Origin of the sequence: Sphingomonas sp. (assembly GCF_965200105.1) — a bacterium.
Classification (GTDB): domain Bacteria; phylum Pseudomonadota; class Alphaproteobacteria; order Sphingomonadales; family Sphingomonadaceae; genus Solisphingomonas.
In genome coordinates this window covers 1,066,408-1,086,459 of sequence record NZ_CBDATN010000002.1, presented here as the reverse complement: position 1 = coordinate 1,086,459, position 20,052 = coordinate 1,066,408, and the positions used below count along the sequence as shown (strand labels likewise).

General features: G+C 66.6%; 21 protein-coding genes, 3 tRNA genes and 3 pseudogenes. 9 read left to right on the top strand and 18 right to left on the bottom strand.

All coding sequences use genetic code 11. The features are described from left to right. Nucleotides 1-125: 125 nt before the first annotated feature. Nucleotides 126-1,868 carry a carboxylesterase/lipase family protein gene (locus ACOFKX_RS06630; protein ID WP_419826251.1) on the bottom strand — a complete coding sequence of 581 codons (1,743 nt, stop codon included), beginning with the start codon at nucleotides 1,866-1,868 and terminating at the stop codon, nucleotides 126-128. 31 nt (nucleotides 1,869-1,899) lie between these two features. Further along, the gene (locus ACOFKX_RS06625) at nucleotides 1,900-2,793 is read right to left on the bottom strand and encodes an SDR family NAD(P)-dependent oxidoreductase (RefSeq protein ID WP_419826250.1); all 894 of its coding nucleotides are present in this window, start codon (nucleotides 2,791-2,793) and stop codon (nucleotides 1,900-1,902) included. A gap of 165 nt (nucleotides 2,794-2,958) precedes the next feature. Between ACOFKX_RS06625 and ACOFKX_RS06620 the strand changes: the two genes are divergently transcribed. After that, nucleotides 2,959-3,108 carry a hypothetical protein gene (locus tag ACOFKX_RS06620; protein ID WP_419826249.1) on the top strand — a complete coding sequence of 50 codons (150 nt, stop codon included), beginning with the start codon at nucleotides 2,959-2,961 and terminating at the stop codon, nucleotides 3,106-3,108. A gap of 31 nt (nucleotides 3,109-3,139) precedes the next feature. Here the strand turns inward: ACOFKX_RS06620 and ACOFKX_RS06615 are convergent, their stop codons facing one another. After that, nucleotides 3,140-3,376 carry a hypothetical protein gene (locus ACOFKX_RS06615; RefSeq protein WP_419826248.1) on the bottom strand — a complete coding sequence of 79 codons (237 nt, stop codon included), beginning with the start codon at nucleotides 3,374-3,376 and terminating at the stop codon, nucleotides 3,140-3,142. Nucleotides 3,377-4,094: 718 nt separating this feature from the next. Next, nucleotides 4,095-4,676 (bottom strand): TetR/AcrR family transcriptional regulator, encoded by a 582-nt coding sequence (locus tag ACOFKX_RS06610; RefSeq protein ID WP_419826247.1) that lies wholly within the window; start codon nucleotides 4,674-4,676, stop codon nucleotides 4,095-4,097. Between ACOFKX_RS06610 and ACOFKX_RS06605 the strand changes: the two genes are divergently transcribed. Both ACOFKX_RS06605 and ACOFKX_RS06600 read left to right on the top strand, forming a co-directional pair. Beyond that, nucleotides 4,675-4,935: a hypothetical protein gene (locus tag ACOFKX_RS06605; protein WP_419826246.1), complete on the top strand. Its 261-nt coding sequence runs from the start codon at nucleotides 4,675-4,677 to the stop codon at nucleotides 4,933-4,935. The genes ACOFKX_RS06610 and ACOFKX_RS06605 overlap by 2 nt on opposite strands. Before the next feature lie 473 nt (nucleotides 4,936-5,408). Further along, on the top strand, nucleotides 5,409-6,506 hold the full coding sequence (locus tag ACOFKX_RS06600) for an NADH:flavin oxidoreductase (RefSeq protein ID WP_419827367.1): 1,098 nt from the start codon (nucleotides 5,409-5,411) through the stop codon (nucleotides 6,504-6,506). Nucleotides 6,507-6,964: 458 nt separating this feature from the next. On the opposite strand, the gene ACOFKX_RS06595 is transcribed toward ACOFKX_RS06600, so the two are convergent. Further along, nucleotides 6,965-7,765, bottom strand: coding sequence for a crotonase/enoyl-CoA hydratase family protein (locus tag ACOFKX_RS06595; protein WP_419826245.1), 801 nt, complete (start codon nucleotides 7,763-7,765; stop codon nucleotides 6,965-6,967). A gap of 995 nt (nucleotides 7,766-8,760) precedes the next feature. On the opposite strand from ACOFKX_RS06595, the gene ACOFKX_RS06590 reads away from it, so the two are divergent. After that, a protein-coding gene (locus ACOFKX_RS06590; RefSeq protein WP_419826244.1) for an IS5 family transposase occupies nucleotides 8,761-9,560 on the top strand; the annotation gives its coding sequence in 2 pieces (ribosomal slippage) (nucleotides 8,761-9,120 and nucleotides 9,123-9,560; 798 coding nt in all). Between the two features lie 486 nt (nucleotides 9,561-10,046). Then, on the top strand, nucleotides 10,047-10,472 hold the full coding sequence (locus tag ACOFKX_RS06585; protein ID WP_419826243.1) for a nuclear transport factor 2 family protein: 426 nt from the start codon (nucleotides 10,047-10,049) through the stop codon (nucleotides 10,470-10,472). 134 nt (nucleotides 10,473-10,606) lie between these two features. Here ACOFKX_RS06585 and ACOFKX_RS06580 read toward each other — a convergent pair. Beyond that, a pseudogene (locus ACOFKX_RS06580) lies at nucleotides 10,607-11,238 on the bottom strand (IS5 family transposase). Nucleotides 11,239-11,452: 214 nt separating this feature from the next. Between ACOFKX_RS06580 and ACOFKX_RS06575 the strand changes: the two are divergent. Continuing rightward, a pseudogene (locus tag ACOFKX_RS06575) lies at nucleotides 11,453-11,680 on the top strand (IS110 family transposase); the annotation flags it as partial. 56 nt (nucleotides 11,681-11,736) lie between these two features. Then, nucleotides 11,737-12,482 (top strand): annotated as a pseudogene (locus ACOFKX_RS06570) (IS5 family transposase); the annotation flags it as partial. Between the two features lie 235 nt (nucleotides 12,483-12,717). Here ACOFKX_RS06570 and ACOFKX_RS06565 read toward each other — a convergent pair. The 8 genes from ACOFKX_RS06565 to aroA all read right to left on the bottom strand — a co-directional run bounded on the left by ACOFKX_RS06565 (nucleotide 12,718) and on the right by aroA (nucleotide 17,516). Beyond that, nucleotides 12,718-12,903 (bottom strand): DNA/RNA non-specific endonuclease, encoded by a 186-nt coding sequence (locus ACOFKX_RS06565; protein WP_419827366.1) that lies wholly within the window; start codon nucleotides 12,901-12,903, stop codon nucleotides 12,718-12,720. Between the two features lie 480 nt (nucleotides 12,904-13,383). Next, nucleotides 13,384-13,460 (bottom strand) — tRNA-Arg (locus tag ACOFKX_RS06560). Between the two features lie 51 nt (nucleotides 13,461-13,511). Further along, nucleotides 13,512-13,901 (bottom strand): hypothetical protein, encoded by a 390-nt coding sequence (locus ACOFKX_RS06555; protein WP_419826242.1) that lies wholly within the window; start codon nucleotides 13,899-13,901, stop codon nucleotides 13,512-13,514. A gap of 22 nt (nucleotides 13,902-13,923) precedes the next feature. Next, the gene (gene nth / locus ACOFKX_RS06550; RefSeq protein ID WP_419826241.1) at nucleotides 13,924-14,580 is read right to left on the bottom strand and encodes an endonuclease III; all 657 of its coding nucleotides are present in this window, start codon (nucleotides 14,578-14,580) and stop codon (nucleotides 13,924-13,926) included. Continuing rightward, a complete protein-coding gene (gene dapB / locus ACOFKX_RS06545; protein ID WP_419826240.1) occupies nucleotides 14,577-15,314 on the bottom strand; it encodes a 4-hydroxy-tetrahydrodipicolinate reductase in 738 nt (245 codons plus the stop codon). The genes nth and dapB overlap by 4 nt, the downstream gene beginning before the upstream one ends. Continuing rightward, nucleotides 15,311-15,925: a (d)CMP kinase gene (locus ACOFKX_RS06540; protein ID WP_419826239.1), complete on the bottom strand. Its 615-nt coding sequence runs from the start codon at nucleotides 15,923-15,925 to the stop codon at nucleotides 15,311-15,313. The genes dapB and ACOFKX_RS06540 overlap by 4 nt, the downstream gene beginning before the upstream one ends. Next, complete coding sequence (locus tag ACOFKX_RS06535) at nucleotides 15,922-16,179, bottom strand: CBU_0592 family membrane protein (RefSeq protein ID WP_419826238.1); 258 nt, start codon at nucleotides 16,177-16,179, stop codon at nucleotides 15,922-15,924. Before ACOFKX_RS06535 ends, ACOFKX_RS06540 begins: the two co-directional genes overlap by 4 nt. Further along, complete coding sequence (gene aroA / locus ACOFKX_RS06530) at nucleotides 16,176-17,516, bottom strand: 3-phosphoshikimate 1-carboxyvinyltransferase (RefSeq protein ID WP_419826237.1); 1,341 nt, start codon at nucleotides 17,514-17,516, stop codon at nucleotides 16,176-16,178. Before aroA ends, ACOFKX_RS06535 begins: the two co-directional genes overlap by 4 nt. A gap of 112 nt (nucleotides 17,517-17,628) precedes the next feature. Between aroA and ACOFKX_RS06525 the strand changes: the two genes are divergently transcribed. Beyond that, nucleotides 17,629-17,943, top strand: coding sequence for a TIGR02300 family protein (locus tag ACOFKX_RS06525; protein WP_419826236.1), 315 nt, complete (start codon nucleotides 17,629-17,631; stop codon nucleotides 17,941-17,943). A 114-nt stretch (nucleotides 17,944-18,057) separates the two neighbouring features. Then, nucleotides 18,058-18,133: transfer RNA gene (locus ACOFKX_RS06520), tRNA-Ala, on the top strand. Nucleotides 18,134-18,467: 334 nt separating this feature from the next. Here ACOFKX_RS06520 and ACOFKX_RS06515 read toward each other — a convergent pair. From ACOFKX_RS06515 to ACOFKX_RS06500, 4 genes are all read right to left on the bottom strand, one after another. Then, nucleotides 18,468-18,626: a hypothetical protein gene (locus tag ACOFKX_RS06515; protein ID WP_419826235.1), complete on the bottom strand. Its 159-nt coding sequence runs from the start codon at nucleotides 18,624-18,626 to the stop codon at nucleotides 18,468-18,470. 266 nt (nucleotides 18,627-18,892) lie between these two features. Then, nucleotides 18,893-19,486, bottom strand: a complete 594-nt coding sequence (locus ACOFKX_RS06510; protein ID WP_419826234.1) for a tyrosine-type recombinase/integrase — start codon at nucleotides 19,484-19,486, stop codon at nucleotides 18,893-18,895. Then, nucleotides 19,444-19,686 carry an Arm DNA-binding domain-containing protein gene (locus ACOFKX_RS06505; RefSeq protein ID WP_419826233.1) on the bottom strand — a complete coding sequence of 81 codons (243 nt, stop codon included), beginning with the start codon at nucleotides 19,684-19,686 and terminating at the stop codon, nucleotides 19,444-19,446. The genes ACOFKX_RS06510 and ACOFKX_RS06505 overlap by 43 nt, the downstream gene beginning before the upstream one ends. A 274-nt stretch (nucleotides 19,687-19,960) precedes the next feature. Further along, nucleotides 19,961-20,051 (bottom strand) — tRNA-Ser (locus ACOFKX_RS06500). Nucleotide 20,052: the final 1 nt, after the last annotated feature.

Here is a 20,052-nt window from a genome sequence, read left to right as displayed (position 1 = left end):
CCCTCGCCCCGAGATCGTCGACATCGCCGATGCCGATCAGATGGTCGCGGACGACCGCAACGGCAAGTTCGGCGAGACAATCATTGACGTTCTCGACGGGCACCGCGTTCCCGTGTTCCAACGTCTCAACCTTCGAGGTGCGCATAGTCCGTCACGCCGAGTTGCGTGATTGCGTGGTCCCGGATGTCGCGGATCAGCCGCTGCCGCAATGGGCCGGGCGGAAGACGCGGGTCGCCGCGAATCTGCTCGATCACTTCGCTGCGGGCGGCACTCTCGCGCGCCATCCGGATGCCGCCGCCGGCCTCGGCGTCGAGCACCATGAGACCGTCGTCGCGCCATTCGCGCCACTCGGGCAGCGTGCCGCCGGTGCCGCGAGCGGGAGCGCCGTCGCGCGCGAACGCGCTCCAATATTCCATCACCGCCGCGCTCGTCTGCCGGAAGGAGCTGCCATCCGCGCTGTCGTAGAGATGACGCTGGAACGTATACTCCGCGCCGAGATCGGTCGTGCCGAAGACCAGCGGAAGCTCCGACCCATGGCCCGCGCCGATCATCGCGCGAAAATCGAGCCACGATGGCGAGACGATATCGTCCCAGTCGCAGCGGTAAGCGTAGACCGGCAATCCTTGCCGGACCCACGCTTCGGCGGGTTCCGCTACGCCGTGCGCGGCATAGAACCGACCCAGGTAGTCCGAGAGGACAGCGTAGCGTTCGGGATCGCGGATCACCGGATGACCATGTAGATTGGCCACGAACCTGCGATCCGCGGAGAGGAAGGTGCGATCCTCGTAGCGCGTCGTGCCGACCATGATCGGCACGCGCGACTGAACGTCCGCGGACAGCACCACGCCGTCCGCGAACATCTGGGGCAATCGACGCGCGCTGTGGCGGGTCAGCGCCTCGGCGGAGGAGGCGGCGGCGTTCCGCCGGCTCGTGGCGGCGATGGCGCGCGACAACGCCCCGTATGGCTGCCCGCGAAGATAGGCGGCGATCTCGGTGTCGGGTGTGGCGCGGATTTGCGCCATCGCCGCTGCCGGCTCCGACGCCCTGCCATCGGTGAGCCACAAAGAAAGCAGCAACTCACCGCTGCTCAGCGGATGCCCCGCCGGATCGTCCGCCAGGAAGCTCTCCGAATGGTCCGGCGTCATGAGCTGGTACGCGCCGACGCTCTGCACGATCGCGCGGTGGAACAGACCGCGCGCGGGCGGCGAGCAGAGCAACGCGCGCACGTTCCAACCGCCTCCAGAGTGGCCGACGAGGGTGACGCGTTCCGCATCTCCGCCGAACGCGGCGACATTGTCCCGCACCCATCCCAGCGCGGCGATATGGTCGAGCACCGCGAAATTGCCCGAACGCGCCTCAGCGCCTGCCTCCGGGTCGCGTAGCGCGCGATGAGCCAGCCAGCCGAGAATGTTGAGCCGATGATTGACCGCGACCACGATCACATCCTGCTCTGCGCTGAGTCGCGAAGCATCGAAGTCGGCCCCGTCGCCGATCATGTTGCCGCCGCCGTGGAACCAGACGAGCACTGGCAGCCGTTTGCCGGCCGACGATCCGGTGAGAGCTGAGCGCGGGCTCCAGATCGTCAGATAGAGGCAATCCTCGTCGCCGATGACGCGCCCCTCGCGCGACCGACCATCCAACGTTGAGTAAGAGAGGACCTGGCAGGCGGGCGCGGGCGGCTGCGTCGCGTCGCGCACGCCGCGCCAGGAGAGCGGAGGGGCGGGCGCGCGCCAACGCCGTTCACCGACAGGCGGCGCGGCATACGGGACGCCGTACCAGACCAGCGCGCGATCCCCGACACATCTGCCCAGCAGCGCGCCGTCGCGGGTCACGCGATAGGCTTCGTGCCGCTCGGTGCCGTCCGTCACGTCCGCCGGACAGGCTGTCGAACCGCGCGGATCATGCGGGATCCCAGCAGAAGACGTCCGCCGCTGTCTGCAGCGGATAGAAAGACGGAGTGAAAGCCGGGAAGATCTCGCCGACGATCCGCTGCGGCGTCCAGCCTTCGGAACTCTGCATCTGCATGACCGGGCGCGACTGGCTCATGAGCGCGATCTCGTTGCGGCGCACGAAGAACACCTGACCCGATACCGGCGATGCGGCGACCGCTACCGCCAGCGCCGCCACCTTCTCCGGTCCCATCAGCGCGATGCGCGCGCGCCGCTCGACCTGTTCCTCCGGGATCGTCGCGGTCATCCGCGTGGCGGCGGCGGGTGAGATGCAGTTAGAGCGGACGTTGAAGCGCCGCATGTCGAGCGCAATGCAACGCGACAGCCCCACCAGCGCCATCTTCGCCGCGCCGTAATTGGCCTGGCCGACATTGCCGATCAGTCCGGTCGAGGAGGTCATGTGGATGAGGAAGCCGCCGCTCTGTTCGCGGAAATGTGTTGCGGCCGCCCGGCTCATGTTGAAGGCGCCCTTCAAGTGCACCGCGATGACAGCGTCGAAATCGCCTTCGCTCATCTTGTGGAACATGCCGTCACGCAGGATGCCGGCATTGTTGACGACGCCGTCGATGCGCCCGAACGTTTCGACCGCCGTTTGCACGATCTCGTGCGCGCCATCCCACGATACGATGCTCTGATAATTAGCGACAGCCCGGCCACCGCTGGCGCTGATCTCGTCCACCACCGACTGCGCCGGTGTCGCATCGGAGCCTTCGCCGCCCTCGCTCGTGCCGATGTCGTTCACCACGATGGCGGCGCCCTCGGCGGCCATGGCGAGCGCGATCGCGCGTCCGATGCCGCGCCCGGCCCCAGTGACGACGACAACCTGTCCGTCCAGCATTGCCATACTTATTCTCCTGCCGATCCTGACGCCGTCCGCAACGATGTCCGCGAGTGTCGCTCGGCATCGGCGACGTGCGGGAGCGGGCGAAAAGAAGGTTTTCCCGATCGAAATACCGTTGGGTATGATGCAGTGTCAAGCGCGGCGGTTGAACCGTCGGGACGACCGGCGTTGACGAATCCGGTGCGGCAGCGTGACACCGGCGACTCCGCGTTGCGCGCACCGGGAACGCACGATAACGAGATGATGCCGGGAGAGTCGGGCTTGCGCGCCGGCATCTCGCTGCCGCTGGAAAAGCTGGCGAGCGGCGGCCTCGTGTGAAGCGCAGCTGCCGATGCCCTCGTCCGCGTATCTACGCGTCGCTCGCCGGCTCTTCGCTGGTCATGATCAACTCGGCGTCCGCCGCCACGAGGTCCGCTGCGTGCTGCGACAGTCGCGCTTGGTAAGCGTCTTCCTCGTACAAAGCCGCCGCGATAGCGCCATGATCGACGAATTTCAGGAGATTCGGGGCGAACTGCCGCTGGATCGCGAGGTCTTCCTGCTTGACAGCCTGCGCGATCATGTCGCGACCGAAACCGGTGCGCGTCATCTCCGCTTCTTCCCGGCATCCGCGTGTCACCGAGCATCCGGATGTCGCGACTGCCCGCGTCGCATCGCTCGTCGGCGACGGCTCGGACGGGGCGACGATACCCGAGAAGTTCGTTCTTCGGCCGAACCGGGATCATGGCGCCAACTATGTCGTGACGTCCGCACGGCCGGAACAAGCGCGTCCGTCTCGGATATCCTGTCCGACGACCGCGCGGACCAGAAGGTGCTGACGGTCGGCTATCCTCTAGCTTCGTAGCGAGCGAAAGCTGATCGACGTGGTCACCCCGCGCATCGTGCCGCAGGGCGTCTCGGGAAACCCGGCATCGCAGAGTGAGCAACGCGGTCGGGATCGCCTCGGCGCCATCCCAATCGGGTGCCGGCTGGGCAGGCGGCGATCATCTCGCAGAGCGGGTGCCCGCTCGCGATCATGCTGAGGAAATTGGATCCTCCCAACGCCGAGCGAACCGAGACCCTGGTCGGGCGCGACGACGTGGGCGTGACCCTCTGTTGTATCTAGGGCATCCGCGATGTCGCGCGTTTACGCGCGGAAATCGAAAAGTGCGATCGCGCGAGCAAGGCATCGTCCTCCGGCCGGCGCGAGACCAGCGGGTACGGCAGCCGTATCGTCCGATCGACAAGGCCGGTCGTAACGGACGGCGTCGACCGCGCCGCGTCCCCGATGAAGACCGGTGCGACGTCCTCGAACGAGAGCGGAGCCATCAGCCCATCGCGGTGTCCATGGACGCCCCGGTGTTGCGAACCCCGCTCATGGCGAAATCCGCGGCCTCGGACGCAATCTGGTCGATCCCGCGCGTGCCGCTGCCGCCCTCCGGCCTGAACCAGATCGTCATCCAGTTGACCATGCCGAGGAGCAGCTTAGCACCGATCTTCGGATCGAGCTTCCGAAACTCGCCCGTTTCGATGCCTTCCTGTAGGATGTTTTTGTAAAGGCTTTCGTAGGTGTCGCGCATCTTGATGAGGTCGGCTAGAACCTGCCGTTGCGTCGGAGTGGTACTGCCGCTCAGATGCGCGCTGACGCCCTCCAGCGAGACCTTGTGCATCGCGAAATTGTCCATCAGTAGATGTGCGTGGATGTTGATCATCTGCCTCAGTCGCTCGGACGGAGTCCCAGGTCCGTTCACAACGGGCACGACACTGTTCAGGCTCATATCCATCGCCTGAAGGTGGATGGCGAGGTATAAGTCGCTCTTACTTTTGAAGTAGTAATAGATCAGGCCCTTCGTCGCCTGGATCAGTTCCGCGACCGAGTCTATCGAGGTCGCGGCATAGCCTCGGCTCATGAACGCTCGCGCCGCCGCGTCGATGATCTGCTGGCGAACCTTCTCGACCTTCAGATCAGTCTTTTCCTCCGATCTCGTGGATCGTCGTGGCGACGTGTTCGGCATTCGTGAACCCCATGTTGATGCGCTGCGCCCCGCGCCGTCGAAGGACATGAGTGCTTATGCCACTGTTCGCGACCATCTCAAGCGCGGCGGGGGTGTCGGCCGCGGTCCGCGGGTCAATGCCTTTCGCGACGAGGGGCGCGACGATGAAGCATGACATTGGGGGCTCAGGCTCGTTCGGAGCCAGAATGCGGCGGCGGTCGCGAGCGCGAAGGCTGAGAGGAAGTTGCTGGCGAGCCTGCCGTAAGGGTATAGGTGTGGTGGATCCTCAAGGCGAAGGTAGGTTGCGCTCACCTGGGTCGCGGGGTGACCAACCGTGGCATGGCTCCGCTCAGCCGCCAAACTGTCCGGGAAGGCGGAACCACCTCGACGGTCTTGCCGCGGGCTGGCTTCTCGATGAACGAAGCCGGTCGTCGAATCGCTTGTCGAGGCTGGCGAAATGGTGGAACAGGGCGCGCCGCTCTAGCCGCCCGAGAGCGACTAGTTGGGTCGGGATATCCACGCCGGCCGGAGAGACGTTCGAGGTGGGCACGATCTCACCGAGGACGGGTTAGCGTCTGCTCGCGGGTGCCTACTCTGGCCGCGCATGCTGGCAGAGCGATGTCGACTGTTGTTTGGAGAAGCGGACCGATGACTGACTTGGACAGCTTGTTCACCCCGTTCTCACTCAAGTCGCTGAACATGCGCAACCGGATCGTGATGTCGCCGATGGGGCGGTCCTCGGCGCCGGGGGGCGTGCCCATCGAGGCCGCAGTGCCTTACTACGGCCGGCGTGCCGAGGGCGGAGCCGGTCTGGTGATCTCGGAGGCGTCTGGCATTGCGCGCCCGGCCGCGAGCAACGATCCCGACGCGCCGGACTTCCACGGTACCGCACTGGAACGATGGAAGGAGGTGCTCGCCGCCGTCCATGCTGGCGGGGCGGCCATGGCGCCGCAGCTGTGGCACGTCGGTGCGATGGCAGATTTCCGCTATCCCGATCTTCCCCGGCCGTTCGAGAGCCCGTCGGGCCGGGTGACCGCGCAGATGCCCAACGGCGGACAGATGACCGACGCCGACATCGCCGATACGATAGCCGCTTATGCCGACGGCGCTCGCGCCGCCAAGCAGATGGGTTTTGACATGGTTGAGTTGCATGCCGGGCACGGCTACCTGATCGACCAGTTCTTCTGGTCGGCCACCAACCTGCGCGAGGACCAGTATAACGGCTCGATCCGGGAGCGGACGCGCTTCGCGGTCGAGATCCTGCAGGCGGTCCGTGAGGCCGTGGGTCCCGACTTCGCGATATCGCTGCGTATTTCGCAGTGGAAGACCCTGGAATTCGCCGCGCGCCTGGCCCATACGCCTGATGAGCTCGCGCACTGGGTCGAGCCGCTTGCTGATGCCGGGGCGGACATCTTCCATTGCTCGCAACGCCGCTTCTGGGAGCCGGAGTTCGAGGGGTCGGAGCTCAACTTCGCCGGCTGGGTGAAAAAGCTCAGCGGCCGGCCGACGATCACGGTCGGCTCGGTCAGCCTCGACTCCGATTTCGTCAACTCCACCTTCGAGGGCCAGCCGGCCAGCCCGGTGTCGATCGAGAATTTGGTCGAGCGGCTTGATCGCGCTGAGTTCGACCTCGTAGCTGTCGGACGCGCGATGATCGCGAATCCTGATTGGGCGGAGAAGGTGCGGACGGGCAGGACCGACACGCTGAAGAGCTTCTCCCCTGCGATGCTCGCGACGCTCGATTAGCCGACCCGGTGCGGCCGCGATCCAGGGCCGGGCCGCTTCCAACCTGACGACAGGGCAGCGACGGACGTCTCAGGGGATCGTGGCCAATGCGCTGGCGCTACAAGGGCGGGAGCATGACGCGAGGGATATATCCCCTCTGCGTTGAGCATCGAATCCTCGGCAAGCCGCGGGCACGAGACGATCCGCCCTATCCGTGAGGGAGGTATTTCGTGCGTTGCGGACGATGGCGCGCGTGCTCGCGCACTCCGGCTTCTGTCTTCGTGATCCGCGCTACGGCACCGACTGGGTTCACCTCCTGCGCGGCGGTCAGCGCGATCGATAAGCTGCGCTCGACTAGGTGCCCGCGGTGCTCGCCTGCGAGCAACGGTCATCCAGCTTGACTCAGGGCGCTCGGCAACGGCGCGGCTCGCCGTGATCGTGACGCTCCGGCTTGGGTTCGTCGGCCGACCGGGCGCTGCTCAGCGATTGTTGAGCACCGGCGGCCGCTTTTCTAGGAAGGCCGAGACCGCCTCGGCATGATCCTCGCTGTGGTGGGCAAGGGCCTGGAAGGCGGCGGAAAGCTCCAGCAGCGGCCCGAGCTTCATGTCCTGACCCTCACGCAGCAGCCGTTTAGCGAGCCGGGTGGCGGGGCCGGGATTGGCGGCGATCCGGCCGGCGACCGCGCGTGAGGCGGCGAGCAGGTCGTCGTCATCGACGATCTGGCTGACCAGCCCCCAGGCAAGCGCCTGATCGGCGTCGATCAGGTCACCGGTCAGCGTCATCAAGCTCGCGTTTGCCATCCCTATGATCCGCGGCAGTAGCCAGGCGCCGCCGTCGCCCGGAACGATGCCGAGCTTGACGAAACTTTCCGCGAAGCGGGCGCTTCGCCCCGCGATCCGCACGTCGCACATGCAGGCGAGGTCGAGCCCCGCGCCGATGGCTGGGCCGTTGATCGCGGCGACCACCGGCACCTCAAGGTCATACAGCGCGCGCGGGATCGCTTGAATCCCGGCCCGATACGCATCGCGGATCGCGTGAGGCGATCCCTCGAACATTCCCGCCTTGTCGCGCATCAGCTTGACGTTGCCGCCCGCACAGAAGGCGCTGCCGTTCGCCGCCAAAACGATCGCGCGAACGGAGCGATCGCGCGTCATGTCGGCGCAGAAGTCGACGATCTCGGCAATCTGCTCGGCATTCGATATGGCGTTGCGATCCTCGGGCCGGTTCAGCGTGGCGGTCACCACCGCATCCTGGCGCTCTATGACAAGGAAGGGGTTCACGTTGGTCTCCAGTGGTCGGTGGACCGCTAGACGAGCCGATCGGCCTGCGCCATCGCAAACATGATACCGAGAGAATAGTCCTATGTCCGTCCAACTCGCGCGAACGGATTGACGGGCAAACTGTTAATCGGACACGAGGCCGACGTCACGATTGCCCCGACCGCCATTTGGTTCAGACCATGTCGACGGCCGCTACCCGACCCATTTTCCGACGAGGATGAGGCGCTTCGGGCGCTGATCGCCACGATAATGCCGACGGGCAGATCGATCGGCGGGCGCGATCTTGAAAGGGTCAATGCGGAGTTGTACCGGCGGCTCGGTGCGGCGCCATGATCGCGGGGCGTTCGCCCGCTTCTTCGTCATCACCGCGGAGCTGCTTCGCCGATGCGCCGGGCGCCCCGCACTGGATCGCGGATCATCGGAGCGCCACGCTGATCTGCGTTGCGATTCGGAGAGCGGCGCGCCTTCTTCCGCGCATCTGCCGTGGCGAGACTTTCCGTCTCGGCATGAGCGAAGCCGAACCCGGCTTCGATCTCTCGAGCGTGGGGACCTATGCCGAGCCGGTCTGACGAGGCTGGAGGCCAGAAGATTGGCCGGTGCCGGGGCCGAACGATTGCTATATGGTCGCGCTGGGGCAAACGAGCGGTACGGTGGCCGATCGCTACATGGGCTACCGCAGGTTTTCGGCGACTGTCCGCGCTGCGATCGGCCATTCGCTCGATTATCTACCTGGACGACGAGAGCGACTTCGCCGAGCTATTCTCCAATCTCAGAGCGCCTTTGTCCGAGCATCGTGCTGCTCGACGCGTGGATGGCCCATCGCGCGGGCGCTGACCTACGTCACGCAGACGGCACCCTTCTTCTCGCGATGGAGGCACGCGGGATACCGCGCGGGATGCGACGTCGGATTTCTAAGAGCGCGTTTGAGAAGGATTCCCAAGGCGGTTTTGGCGTGATTCATAGGGCGTCGGACCACCAACGCGAGCCGACGCCCGATGCCGAAGAGGAAGCCGCCTGCAAGGCGGCGCTACGACACCGATCTAACCGATGCGCAGTGGGAGCTGATCGCGCCCATGATCCCGGATGCCCGTGCCGGCGGACGCCCGCGGAAGGCGACGTCGCGCGAGCTGGTCAACGCCGTCCTCTATTTTCTGCGGGCGGGCTCTGCCTGGAGGCTGCTGCCGCATGACCTACCGCCGTGGCAGACGGTCTACTACTACCTGCGCCGCTGGCAGGAGGAAGGCGTGTGGCAGCACGTCCATCATGCGCTCGTGCTCGCCGACCGCGAGCGTTGCGGGCGGGACGCGTCGCCTTCGGCTGCGATCCTCGACAGCCAGTCGGTTCGCACCGCCGACCAAAAGGGGGCGACAAGGGCTATGATGCGGGCAAGAAGATCACCGGGCGCAAGCGCCACATCCTGACCGACACCGACGGTCGGCTACTCACCGTCCGCGTCCATGGTGCCGACGTCCAGGACCGCGACGGCGGCAAGCTGCCGCTCAAGGCCTCTCGGCAGCGCTTCCCCTTCGTCGCCCGCGTCTTCGCCGATGGCGGCTACGCCGGCCGCCTGGTGCACTGGGCCGCCAGCAAGACGCACATCACCCTCGAGATCATCCGTCGGGGCGCTCACGCCAAGGGCTTCAAGGTTCTGCCGCGCCGCTGGGTGGTCGAGCGCACCTTCGCCTGGATCTTCAAGAACCGGCGCCTCGTTCGCGACTATGAGCAGCTCACCGCCGTAGCCAAGACACTTATCACCATCGCCGCCTCAGCCACCCTGCTACGGCGGTGGGCATGATTAGACCGCCTTCTCAACGCGCTCTAAGTGTGCCGGTGCCGGTGCTAATTCCGGCGGCGGTATCGGTGTCGGTGTCCGCGAGCGGCACCGGGCTCCCCTTCGCCGTTGCTGTCGGCTCCTCCTTTCGCTCGGTCGTTGTCCCGTGCCGGATCTGGTCGGAAACGATGATCGCGTGGGAGTGGGTCGCCGAACCGATCTTGCCCAGGACTCTGTCGTCTATCGCGTGCGGTAATTTTCGATGCGCGCCGCCGCAATCGGCCACGCGGTATATAGCGCCGCCGGGATCAGGAGAGTAGAACCTGCGGTTACACACCAAATGCTTGCACAGACGGCGTCTCGCCGACACAAGCGGATTGCAGAGGGTGCCGCTTCCTAGCCAGCGACGTCCCATTGATTGAGTTCCTGCGGTCCGAGCCAATTGGCGGAACGGCCCGATGTTCTGCCGGGATGAGGTTGCTAGGCTGATCCGATGAGAGGAGACGTTCGATGCTGATCGAGGACAAGATCGCCATTCAAGAGCTCAACTACCGTTATGCGCTCCACGTGGACGCGATGCAGATCGCAGAATGGGTGGACGTCTTCGCACCGGACGGAGTGCTTGACGAGCGCGAATTCGGTCTCGGCCTGCATTCGGGCCACGATGGTCTGTGGGCGTATGGCCGCAAGATGGAAGACGAAGTCGTCCTTCAGGTCCACCTGATGGTCAACCATCTCATCTCGAGTACGACGCCCGATGCTGCCACTGGTACTGCGTTCGCGCTGATCGAAGCGGAGACGCGCGTCTTTGGTCGCGTCCGCTTCCACGTTCGTTACGAGGACGACTATGTACGGCTCGGCGGTGAGTGGAAGTTCAAGAGCCGCGTGCTGCGCAAGAGTTTCGAACCCGAGGTGATCAGTCCGCTTGAGCGCTGATCGGCGACGGGCCACGCGCGCCACGGCCGCGATCGACGTACCGGCGGCTTGTGCGGCGCTGCGGTCCGTCGTCTGCGTACCGCACCGCTCGCGACCGCCTCGGTACAGCTCGCCAGCAATCTTGGGTTGGGGACTCATTTGATCCACTCGGCCACGGTGGCGGCGAGCGCGACGCCGGCGAGGTAGTTGCTGGCGTGTCGGTGGTATTGCGTAGCGATGCGGCGCCAGTTCTTGAGGCGGCAGAAGAGGCGCTCGACGACGTTCCTGCGGCGGTAGATGCGCCTGTTCAGTGGGTAAGGCGTCCGGCGCGAGGCGGTCGAGGGAATGACGGCCTTGATGCGCCGCTCGGCGAGCCAGCGGTGTAGGCTGTCGGCATCATAGGCTTTGTCGGCGATCAGGTGGCGGGCCGGAGCGGCAACGCCCAGCAGCGGAATTGCCATGCTGATGTCGGCGACGTTGCCGGGCGTCAGGGCAAGCGCGACCGGTCGGCCGCGATCATCGGCCAGGCAGTGGATCTTGCAGGTCCGCCCACCGCGCGAGCGGCCGTTCGCTTCGTGCCACTCCCCCTTTTTGAGCCGGCGGCCGAGCGGTGCACCTTTACGTGCGAGCTGTCGATCGCCGCCGGCATCCGGTCTTCGGCACGTGCAGGATGCCGGAGATCACCATGCGATCGTCCACCCCGCGGCTTGCCCGGGCGCCCATGCGGAAGATGCGGCTCGATCGCCGCCCACGCCCCATCAGATACCCAGAACAGATGCCGTGCCATAGCCGCTCCTGCCCGAACCCATCAGAAGCAACTATCACCACAGCACCACAACAACTTTGTGAGATCTCAACCTAAGGTCCAAATTCAATCAGCTGGTTGAGGCGGGGCAGCTTTCCTGATGGGGTGGACGCCCCCGACGGCATCGATGCGCCAGATTGGAGGCGTTGAACACCATTGAGGAAAGCGTCCGTGTCAGAAGCTACCATGGGTCGGGCTGGATATCGCCAGGCGCGTCTTTCACGCGCGCACGGGGCGGATGCGACCGGGCGTGCGGTGTTCAGCCGTCGGATCACAGGCAACAAGCTGCTCGACTTCTTCGGGACCTATCCGCGCTGCCTGGTGGCGCTGGAGGCATGCGGCGGTGCGCGTCGTTGGGGCGCGCGAGCTGCGGGCAGTGGGTCATGAGGTTCGGCTGATCCCGCCAGCGTGGGTGAAGCCGTGGCGCTGGACAAGGAGATCGCCCGGCGTGCCCGCGAGGATGAGGTCGCACGCCGGCTGATGACCATACCCGGCATCGGCTCGGACGAGGCATGGGCAGCGATCGAGCCGCGCCTGCCCAGGACCAGCCCGGTGCGCGGCGGGTGGACGACCGGCGGGTGATATCGGGCATTCCTGCATGTGCTGAAGTTGGGCTGCCGCTGGTGCGGCTGCCCGGCCGGCTACGGGCCTTCGACGACGGTCTATAACCGGTTCAACCGCTGGTCGCGGCATAGATTCCGGCTCAAGCTGCTGGACGCGCTGGTGGATGCGGCGCGGTGACGAAGAGCCGCCATCGACAGCACCTACGTCAAGGCGCAGCGTGCGGCGTTCGGGGCAAAGGGGGGGCGTGCGGCGCACGCGATCGGCCGCTCGCGCGGCGGCTGGACGACCAAGGTCCACGCGCTCACCGACGTCATCGGCCGCCGCTATGCGCTGATGCTGACTGCCGGCAACGTAAGCGACGTGAAGGTCGCCCCCGTGCTCCTCGAACGCGCCGGGCGCATCCGCTACCTGCTCGGCGACAAGGGCTATGATGCCGACCGGCTACGCCGCCTGGCTCGCGATGCCGGTGCCATCCCGGTCATTCCGGCCGCCGCAACCGCAAGCGCACCATCCGCTACGACAAGAACCGCTACTGCGGTCGCCACCTTCTCGAGAACGCCTTCTGCCGCCGCAAGGATTTCCGCCGCATCCACACCCGCTGCGACAAGCTCGCCGCCAACTCCCTCCTGGGCGTCGCGCTCGCAACCGCCGTCGCCCTCTGGCTCAAAAAGAGGCTGAGCCCCAGTATCACTCGTGAGTACATTCCCCACTTCGTTCGGCAGTACGCCGATCTCACTTGCCACGCGACCTGCCCTTTACGGTGCTGTTAAACCGTCGAGTTTCACGCGCGCCGTCAACAAGATATGTTACGTTGATGCTGCTCGGTCGCTTGGACAAGCCGTCATACGTCGGCACGATTGCGACCTAGACCTGCTTGCCCTGCCTGACCCCCGTCGCTCACCCGTCCTCGAGCAAGCGGTAGCCGCCCCGATTGAAGTTGGCGTCCTGAGCGAAGTGGTTGAACGTGTCGGTCGGCCCGTTGAAGCGGACAGCGACATAATGACCGCCATCGTCGGTCGCCAACCGGTTGCCGCCGCCAGCGGTGGCCTGGGCATTGCGTGAACGCTGCTGGTCGGATGCCAGTGTCAGCTCCCGACAACCGAGGCGCTCTGTCGGATGAGTCGAGCGTATAAGAGTAGTCGTTGCGGACGATCACCTGCTTCTGTGGCGTGTCGGCAGCGGATGATGCTACCGAGGGGCCTCAGCTTGCCAAAGCACCACCACCGCTCGAAGAGCCACCGCCTCCACCCCTGAAGCCGCCGCCAATCCATGTGCCTTGGCCCTGAAACCTGAACTGCCCGTTTCTTAAGTCATGCCATGGATTGAACTTGAGCTCGACGCCTTCTGACACTTCCCACGGCGTTGCACCCGTCCTCACGTAAAGATCAAATCACGCTTTCGGAACGCGGCGCGCGTCCGAAGCTGCGCCAATCGCGTCACCAGCTCCCTCCCTCCTTATAAGGAAGCACGTGCCATATCGGTTATAATAAGTCAAGCTCGGGCCGTCGCGCGCGCTTATGGCCCTGCCCGCTTGTGCCCAGAACCGCGCCATTGGGCCGGAAATGGCGCACCGGAAGGGATTCGAACCCCTGGCCTCTGCCTTCGGAGGGCAGCGCTCTATCCAGCTGAGCTACCGGTGCGTGGCCTTGGCGCTACCAGATGCATTTGGCGGGCACCAGCCCCTGCGGCCGTCAGCGAGGCGCACCGCTCACCGGCTGAAACTGGCCAAGTCCGCACGATGCGCCGCGCATCAGGGGCGCTTCCATCAGCACGGTAATGATGTCGGTCGAGCAAAGCTCGGAGAGGCTAGTGCCAAAAGCGAAGCGACGCTCGAAGCCGAGTTGAGGACAGTCGTTCGGCAGCGCGTTACGATAGACGGTCCTGTCGTTCATGTAAAAGTCGATGGTGCGGTCGTCGCGCACCCGCGTCTCGCGGATCTGAACGATCGGGATGCAGGATCTGGCGGCACCGGACGGGCGGATGCGCGCCTCCTCCTCGGGCTTCAGTTTCTGCGCGGCGAGCGAACCGCCGAACGCGGCGATGGCGACGAGCGCCGCGAAGGCGGCGCGACGATGTGGCATGGCAGGTCTCCTCTCATCCGAGTTAACGCGTGGGCAGTGCGGAAGGCGCCGGCGTCTTCGGCTGAAAGCGGCAGAGCTCGGCCACGACGCAGCGCCAGCATTCCGGGCGCCGCGCCTTGCAGACGTAGCGGCCGTGCAGGATCAGCCAGTGGTGGGCATGTGCGCGGAACGGCGCCGGCGTGACCTTGACGAGCTGATCCTCCACCGCGCGCACGTCCTTGCCGGGCGCGAGGCCGGTGCGGTTGGCGACGCGGAAGATGTGCGTGTCGACCGCGATCGTCTCCTCGCCGAACGCGACGTTGAGGACGACGTTCGCCGTCTTGCGTCCGACGCCGGGCAGCGCCTCCAGCGCGGCGCGGTCGCGCGGCACCTCGCCGCCATGCTCGTCGACTAGGATGCAGGCGGCAGCGATTACGTTCCTCGCCTTCATGTTGTAGAGGCCGATCGTCCTGATGTGCGCCTTCAGGCCGTCCTCGCCGAGCGCGAGCATCCGCGCGGGCGTATCGACCGTCTCGAACAGCGTGGCGGTCGCCTTGTTGACGGAGACGTCGGTGGCCTGCGCCGAGAGCGCCACGGCGACGAGCAGCGTGTAGGGATTCTTCCAGGTGAGCTCGGTTTCCGGCGCGGGATCGCCCTCGGCCAGGCGGCGGTAGAATTCGAAGATCTCCGCCCGCTTCACGCCGCCAGCACGTCGTCCATGGTGTAGCGGCCGGGTGGGCGGCCCCCTGCGAGCCAGAGCGCGGCGCGGATCGCGCCGGTGGCGAAGATGCCCCGGCTCTCGGCGCGGTGGCCCAGCTCCACGCGCTCGCCTTCGGTCGCGAAGATGACCTGATGGTCGCCCGGCACCGAACCGCCGCGCAGCGACGCATAGTGGATGGTGCCCGGCTCGCGTGCGCCGCCCGTCCCCCGATCGAGACGATCGAGCGCGCCGGTCGCCGCGCCGCGCCCGGCGCTGGCCGATGCCCCGAGCAGCAACGCAGTGCCTGACGGTGCGTCTCGCTTGTGACGATGGTGCATCTCGACGATCTCGATGTCCCAATCCTCGCTCAACCGCGACGCCGCCTCGCGCACCAGCCGGGCGAGCAGGGTGACGCCGAGCGAGGTGTTCGCAGCCTGGATCAGCGCGATGGATAGCGCTGCGCGATCGATCGTGGCGTGGTGATCGCCTGCCAGCCCAGTCGTCCCGACCAGGATCGGCGTCCTGGCCGCGACCGCCGCATCGACGTGCGCGGCGAGCGCGTCGGGCACCGAGAAGTCGATCAGCACGTCGGATGCGGCAGCGAGCGCGGCGAGTTCGCCGGCGCCATGCCTGCGGTCGATCCCGCCGACCACTGTGACGCCCGCTTCGCGCGCGGCCTCGGCGATCGCCCGACCCATGCGGCCGGCGGCGCCAAGGATGCCGATCGCGGTCACGCGCCCGCCACGATCGCGAGCGCTGCGGCGGTGGCGGCGGCGACGTCCATGTCGCTGGTGTCGAGCAGCACCGCGTCGCGCGCCTGCACCAGCGGTGCGGCGTCGCGGCCGGCGTCGCGCTCGTCGCGTGCGCGGATGTCGGCGAGGACATGCTCGTAGATAGTGGCGAGGCCGAGGCGCTCCAGCTCGTCGAAGCGCCGGCGCGCGCGTATCTCGGCGCTGGCGGTGACGAAGAGCTTGGGCCTCGCCTCCGGCGCGATCACCGTGCCGATGTCGCGACCGTCGAGTACGGCGCCGCCGGGGCGCCTCGCAAAATCGCGCTGCCGCTGCAGGAGGGCGCCGCGCACCGCCGGGTGCGCGGAGACCACCGATGCCGCGCGCCCGGCCGCCTCGCTTCGCAGCGCGGGGTCGCTCGCCGGCACCTCCTCGAACGCGCAGGCGGCGAGCGCGTCGCCCGCGTCCGCCGGATCGCCGCCGGCGCGGAGCACGGCGAGCCCGACGGTGCGGTAGAGAAGGCCGGTGTCGAGGTGCGGCAGGCCGTGATGGTGCGCGATCGCCTTCGCGATCGTGCCCTTTCCCGACGCGGCGGGTCCGTCGACCGCGACGATCACGGTCGACCCGCAGCCGGCCGACGCAAGGCGGCGACGAGGCCGGCGAGGGCGATCAGCCCCCACGCGCTCTCCAGCACCATGGCGGCGAGGTTGAAGTGCACGCTCAGCGACACCAGCAGCAGGATCGATCCCACGAGGTTGACCGCGTTGAAACAGCGCTTGTCCAGATCGGGCACGATGTTGGCGTAGGCGAAGCCGGCGATGAACAGCGCGCTGCCGACGAGCCCGACGATATCGGCCGCGAACCCGCTCATGCCGGCACCGTCGCCACCCGCTCGGCACCGAGCGTCTCCATTGTCGCGATGAAGCCCGGGAAGCTGGTGGCGATCGGACCGGCATCGTCGATCGTCACCGCGCGCGCGCAGGCGAGCGAGGCGACCGCGAAGCTCATGGCGATGCGATGGTCGAGTTCGGCGTCGATGGTGGCGCCGCCCGGCAGCGGCTTGCCGCCGCTGCCGTCGATCGCCAGCCCGTCCTCCAGTTCCTCGACGCGCGCGCCGATCGCGGCGAGGCCGCGCGCCATCGCCGCGAGGCGGTCGCTCTCCTTGACGCGAAGCTCGCCGAGGCCGCGCGCGACCGTCCGGCCGGTGGCGAGCGCGGCGGCGATGAACAGGATCGGGAACTCGTCGATCATGCTCGGCGCCAGGGCGGGGGGCACCTCCATGCCGCGCAGCGCCGAGGCGTGCACCACGAGGTCGGCCACGGGCTCGCCGCCGACGACGCGCTCGTTGGTAACGCCGATCGAGCCGCCCATCTCGCGCAGCACCGCAAAAAGCCCGGCGCGCGTTGGGTTGATGCCCACGTTCGCGATCGTCACGCACGATCCCGGCACCAGCAGCGCCGCGACAGCCGGGAAGGCGGCGGAGGAGGGATCGCCAGGCACCGCGATCGCCTGCGGCCGAAGCTCCGCCTCGCCACGAAGCTCGATGACGCGGCTGCCGTCCGCCTGCGCCTCGACCGTCAGCGCGGCGCCGAAGCCGGCCAGCATCCGCTCGCTATGATCGCGCGTCGCGACCGGCTCGATCACGCGCGTGACGCCTGGCGTGTTGAGGCCGGCCAGCAGCACCGCGGACTTCACTTGCGCGGACGCCACCGGCAGCGAGTATTCGATCGGCACGGCCGGGCACAGCCCGCGCACCAAGAGCGGCAGTCGGTCTCCCGGACTAGAACGGATGTCGGCCCCCATGCGCGACAAGGGCTCGATCACGCGCCGCATCGGCCGGCGCGACAGCGAGGCGTCGCCCACGAAGGTGGCGGTGACGGCGTGGCTGGCCACCAGCCCGATCAGCAGCCGCGTCGAGGTGCCCGAGTTGCCCATGTCGAGGTGCGTCGCAGGCTGAAGCAGCCCGCCGACGCCGACGCCGTGGACCGTCCACGCGCCGTCCGTCTCCCGCTCGATCCCGGCGCCCATCGCTCGGAGCGCGGCGGCGGTGGCCAGCACATCCTCGCCCTCCAGCAGCCCCTCGATCCGGCTCTCGCCGATGCACAGCGCTGCGAGCATCAGCGCGCGGTGCGAGATCGATTTGTCGCCGGGCACGCGCACCGTTCCGGCGAGCGCGCGCGGCGCGTGGAGCGAGAGGGGGTCCGCCATGGGCGGCCGCGTCTTTGACAGCGGGCGAGGGCTGTGGCAAGGCGCCGCCCGCTCGGCCGGGCCGCTCTCCGGCGGCCTTCGGCCACCTCGGATTCATGGGATATCTCGACACATGGTGAAGCCTGAATGGGGCACCAAGCGGAGCTGCCCGAAGTGCGGCACCCGCTTCTACGATCTTGGCAAGGACGATCCCACGACCTGCATCAATTGCGGTCTCGCCTGGGCGCCCGAACCGGTGCTCAAGTCCAAGCAGCCGCTGCCGTTCGACGCACCCAAGCCCGAGAAGGTGAAGGAGGAGGTCGACAGCGATCTCGCCGAGGGTCTGGAAGAGGTCGAGGACGAGGAGGAGCCCGCCGACGACGACAATGATCTCGGCGGCGACGACGATCTCGGCGTGGCGACGCGCGACGAAGACGAGGAGCACTGAGGCGGGCGCGAGGACGCCGCGTGCGCCCTCGAACAGCGCTTGCCAGCGTGCATGGGCTGCCGTAGAGGCATCGCCTGCGTACGCGCCGAGCCCCAGCTCGGCACGCGAAGGCTCGGGGCCGTAGCTCAGCTGGGAGAGCGTCGCAATGGCATTGCGAAGGTCAGGGGTTCGATCCCCCTCGGCTCCACCATTCTAAGTCTTTGCAGTCGCTGCAAAGGACTGGAGTGATGTCGCGCTTCGCGGGAGGCACTGACCGGATCTGTTATCGCAAGCGGTCTTTCCGCCTGATAGTACCAGGATCTTCGTGGCGCTGGCATGTGCATCGATGCGCCTGACCGAGACGGCGTTCCTGTCTGATTTCGGTTTAGAGGAAACCGCCGGTTCGGCGGCTTCGTCGACCCTCGTTTCTCGCATTGGCGCTTGCAGCGGTCGCGCAAACCGTCGCCCGTGAGCCTCCGTCTCGACGTCCTACCAAGTCTTGAGAATCCGACTTGTGCATCAGGCGCGAAGGTTAAGTCGGCCATTCATGGTGACAGTGGCACGTCCGCATTCTTGGTGAATGATAGCCCGACCGCTGCGGAGCGCCAAATCAACGTAAGCAGCCCTTCGTTCACCACGTCAAGGCGCGGCTTGGTCCACAGCGCCATCTGCTCCTGGGCGGCCGCCACCTCGGCGAGGTTCACGCTGCGGCTCATTTAGGGCTTGCACTCGATAACGACGCGCAGGCGCAGCGTGCCGGACTGCTCGTCCTCCATGGCGCGCGTTACCGAGATTTTGCGGCCCTGGTCCGGAGCGCGCGTCTGCATCAGCCATTCGTGGTTCTCATAGCCGGGCGTAACGCTGATCAGGGCGAGGATCAGCCGGTCGCCGTCCCAGGCGCAGGTGGTGGTGAACAGCTCAATCGGTTGGCCTTCTTCACGTCCTTCTCCTCACGAAGCCGGACTCTAACTCAGACTGGCCGACTTTCAGGGGAGCACGTCAGGAAGACCAGATCGCTGCACGGCACACGGAGGGGTTCGGCGCGGCGGAACACGTCTACTGCCTCGGGCGCGAGTGGCACGTGATGGGCCAGACCCATCTTCATTCGTTCGGCTGGAACGGTCCACATGCCGGCCTCCAGATCGACTTCATTCCACGCTGCGCCGCGTATTTCGTCGGAGCGCGCCGCCGTGAGGATCAGAGCCTCCATGGCGAGCCTTCCCACTGACGATCGCTCCCGCAAACGGGCGATCAGCTTGGGCACGTCGGTGAACGGCATGGCGGCGAAATGGCCGTCCTTGCGGGGCTGCCGGGGCAAGCCCTTAGACAGCGAACGCATCGGTGCTTCGGTCGGGCGGTAGCCCTTCGCGTAGCTCCAATCGAGGATGGCGCCGATGCGCTGGCGGACGCGTCGGGCGGTCTCCGACTTCGCCAGCCAGATTGGCGCCAGCACGTCGCGGATGATCGGTCCTTCGATGTCATTGACCAGCCGATCGCCGAGCTTCGGAAAGGCATAGGTGGTCAGCGTGTCGATCCACTGGTCCTGATGCTTCCCGTTCTCCAAGCGGCTTTGTGCTCTTCGTAGACGCTGGCGGCAGCCTCCCGGAAGGTCGGAACCGGATCGGCGACCTTCTTGCGTTCCGCAATCGGGTCGATGCCCTGTGCGATCTGCCGACGCAGTTCTGATGCCTTATCCCGTGCATCGGCGAGGGACAGAACCTTCAGCGATCCGAGGCCGATGTCGCGGCGCTTGCCGGCGACCATCGCCCGCAGTTTCCAGCTCGCCGAGCTTTGGACGTGACCACCAGCATGAGTCCATCGCCGTCCATGTACGTGCGGGCTCCGTAAGAGCCTTCACCTCCGTCGCCGTGAGCTTGCCCATATCACCTCCGACCCGTGGACTAGCCCATACTCTAGCCCACACAATGACGTAGATAGAGGTGGACAGCCGCGATCATCAGCGGAAACGAAAACGGCTAATTTGTGAGGGTTTATAGAAGTTTTCGGGGTGATCGACTAGCCACAGAAAGGGCGTAAGTGGCGGAGCGAGAGGGATTCGAACCCTCGAGGAGCTGTTAGCCCCTACACACTTTCCAGGCGTGCGCCTTCGACCACTCGGCCACCGCTCCA

What these genes read in the sequence shown, in the direction of transcription:
- ACOFKX_RS06555 (WP_419826242.1), bottom strand. Translation starts at nt 13,901, where the DNA reads ATGCCACATCGTCGCGCCGCCTTCGCGGCGCTCGTCGCCATCGCCGCG.
- ACOFKX_RS06600 (WP_419827367.1), top strand. Translation starts at nt 5,409, where the DNA reads ATGACTGACTTGGACAGCTTGTTCACCCCGTTCTCACTCAAGTCGCTG.
- ACOFKX_RS06585 (WP_419826243.1), top strand. Translation starts at nt 10,047, where the DNA reads ATGCTGATCGAGGACAAGATCGCCATTCAAGAGCTCAACTACCGTTAT.
- aroA (WP_419826237.1), bottom strand. Translation starts at nt 17,516, where the DNA reads ATGGCGGACCCCCTCTCGCTCCACGCGCCGCGCGCGCTCGCCGGAACG.
- ACOFKX_RS06610 (WP_419826247.1), bottom strand. Translation starts at nt 4,676, where the DNA reads ATGAGCCGAGGCTATGCCGCGACCTCGATAGACTCGGTCGCGGAACTG.
- ACOFKX_RS06625 (WP_419826250.1), bottom strand. Translation starts at nt 2,793, where the DNA reads ATGGCAATGCTGGACGGACAGGTTGTCGTCGTCACTGGGGCCGGGCGC.
- ACOFKX_RS06615 (WP_419826248.1), bottom strand. Translation starts at nt 3,376, where the DNA reads ATGACGCGCACCGGTTTCGGTCGCGACATGATCGCGCAGGCTGTCAAG.
- ACOFKX_RS06535 (WP_419826238.1), bottom strand. Translation starts at nt 16,179, where the DNA reads ATGAGCGGGTTCGCGGCCGATATCGTCGGGCTCGTCGGCAGCGCGCTG.
- ACOFKX_RS06505 (WP_419826233.1), bottom strand. Translation starts at nt 19,686, where the DNA reads ATGGTCGCCGGCAAGCGCCGCGACATCGGCCTCGGATCGCTGAAGGTT.
- ACOFKX_RS06605 (WP_419826246.1), top strand. Translation starts at nt 4,675, where the DNA reads ATGAACGCTCGCGCCGCCGCGTCGATGATCTGCTGGCGAACCTTCTCG.
- ACOFKX_RS06525 (WP_419826236.1), top strand. Translation starts at nt 17,629, where the DNA reads ATGGTGAAGCCTGAATGGGGCACCAAGCGGAGCTGCCCGAAGTGCGGC.